Source organism: Moorena sp. SIO3I6 (assembly GCF_010672095.1).
This window is the reverse complement of the sequence record NZ_JAAHHU010001037.1, coordinates 1-1760: the sequence shown is the minus strand read 5'-3', so window position 1 is coordinate 1760 and position 1760 is coordinate 1. Positions and strand designations below refer to the sequence as shown.

Here is a 1760-nt window from a genome sequence, read left to right as displayed (position 1 = left end):
CCCCAGACAAATTTTTACCCAAGCTCGGGGTTTACTGCGTCGAAGTCTCCCATACCCCTGAACCCTCTCACCGAGACACCAATTTATCTTCCCATCCTGGTGTCATGAATATTGGTATGCGCCCCACGGTCAAAGGCACCAGTTTAACCGTCGAAGTTCATCTATTCGATTGGTCCGGAGACTTATATGGCCAAACCCTAACCGTAAGCCTCCAGAAATTTATCCGCTCCGAACAAAAATTTTCCTCCCTAGACCAGCTCAAAGCCCAAATTCATACAGACTGTCAAGCAGCTAGGGATTTTTTTAGGGGAATGTAGAATTGAGAATTAAGAATTAAGAATTAAGAATTAAGAATCACATCAATAGCTGGCTCTTGTTCCCCCCTTATTAAGGGGGGTTAGGGGGGATCACCCACTAGGGAGTTAGGGGAGGCTCACTGATTCTTGATTAGAATTCTGTAGTTGCTCAACCGACTTGGTGATGCGTACGCTTCTGTATTAGTTATGCGTACGCTTCTGTAGTGGTGATGCGATCGCGCTTTCCTTTCCTTTATGCGATCGCGCTTTCCTTTCCTTTATGCGATCGCTTCTGTATTGGTGATGCGATCGCGCTTTCGTTTATGCGTACGCTTCTGTATTGGTGATGCGATCGCTTCTGTATTGGTGATGCGATCGCGCTTTCGTTTATGCGTACGCTTCTGTATTGGTGATGCGTACGCTTCTGTATTAGTTATGCGATCGCTAATCCCGTAGCTAAACCCCAACACAAAATCAGTTTGACTGGTGGTGCGTTACGGTGCGGACTATCCCAACATTGGTTACGAGGTTGAACATGCTGGCAAGCCCGCCCCTAACGCACCCTACTCGACTACACCCTACACCCTACACCCTACACCCTACACCCTACACCCTACACCCTACACCCTACTCCCGACTCCTCCAAAAATTTACAAAAGTTTTCAAAATATGCTATAATTTATGATTTTTTGTGATATAATAAAAATGGAGATATAAAAGTAAGAGCCAGCCCGAAGATGTTCACGCCGAAGGCTGGCTCTGGCTCCCCCTTAAAGGAGATACCTCAATTATGTCCTATAGTCCCAGCTTACACCCGTGGGTCATGATTCGCCTATTGCGAGGCAGGCCACCATTAGTTTTCGCTCGGTTCTGGAACCCTTCTGATGCTAGGAGGTATTCCCATACCCTGAAACAGCTCATGCCTGATGGGAAGTTTTTAATTTTTCTTGATAAAAGTCTGCCCATGGAGGAAGAAGACTCTGAATCTTAGGGGTTTCTGTTCACGGGAATCGGGAGTCGGGAATCGGGAATCGGGAATCGGGGTAAGAAACTTGCATCAACCTCATAAGTATGATAAACCCCATCTCCCCATCTCCCCATCTCCCCATCTCCCCATCTCCCCATCTCCCCATCTCCCCATCTCCCCATCTCCCTATCTCCCTATCTCCCCACACTCTTGTGAATTACCATTTTCCGAAAACCCTTGCTAGCTTATAGGAGATAGGGGGATGTTTGCCCTGTTCCCTGCTCCCTGTTCCCTGTTCCCTGTTCCCTGTTCCCTGTTCCCTAAAACCCAAGACTTTGTCCCTCACCCAATTGAACACTGCTATATGAGACAACGAATTCAACAGCTCCAGGAAAATCTCGGTCGTGTGATTGTTGGTAAAGCAGATGCCATTCGTCTAGTGATAGTGGCCCTATTGGCTGGGGGTCATGCCTTGCTCGAAGATATCCCTGGTGTGG

The 1760-nt window shown here is 47.6% G+C and carries 5 protein-coding genes and 1 pseudogene; 4 read left to right on the top strand and 2 right to left on the bottom strand.

All coding sequences use genetic code 11. The annotated features are described in order from the left end of the window. On the top strand, positions 1-317 hold a 317-nt coding region (locus F6K49_RS45855), incomplete at its 5' end, for a riboflavin kinase (RefSeq protein WP_293108983.1). Between the two features lie 257 nt (positions 318-574). Here F6K49_RS45855 and F6K49_RS45850 read toward each other — a convergent pair. Next, positions 575-763 (bottom strand): hypothetical protein, encoded by a 189-nt coding sequence (locus F6K49_RS45850; protein ID WP_293108980.1) that lies wholly within the window; start codon positions 761-763, stop codon positions 575-577. Between the two features lie 22 nt (positions 764-785). On the opposite strand from F6K49_RS45850, the gene F6K49_RS45845 reads away from it, so the two are divergent. Beyond that, positions 786-974: a hypothetical protein gene (locus F6K49_RS45845; RefSeq protein ID WP_293108977.1), complete on the top strand. Its 189-nt coding sequence runs from the start codon at positions 786-788 to the stop codon at positions 972-974. Positions 975-1086: 112 nt separating this feature from the next. Continuing rightward, positions 1087-1287, top strand: coding sequence for a hypothetical protein (locus tag F6K49_RS45840; RefSeq protein ID WP_293108975.1), 201 nt, complete (start codon positions 1087-1089; stop codon positions 1285-1287). On the opposite strand, the gene F6K49_RS45835 is transcribed toward F6K49_RS45840, so the two are convergent. Further along, positions 1284-1445, bottom strand: coding sequence for a hypothetical protein (locus tag F6K49_RS45835; protein WP_293108972.1), 162 nt, complete (start codon positions 1443-1445; stop codon positions 1284-1286). The two genes, F6K49_RS45840 and F6K49_RS45835, sit on opposite strands and share 4 nt — an antisense overlap. Positions 1446-1525: 80 nt before the next feature. On the opposite strand from F6K49_RS45835, the pseudogene F6K49_RS45830 reads away from it, so the two are divergent. After that, positions 1526-1760, top strand: a pseudogene (locus F6K49_RS45830) (hypothetical protein); the annotation flags it as partial.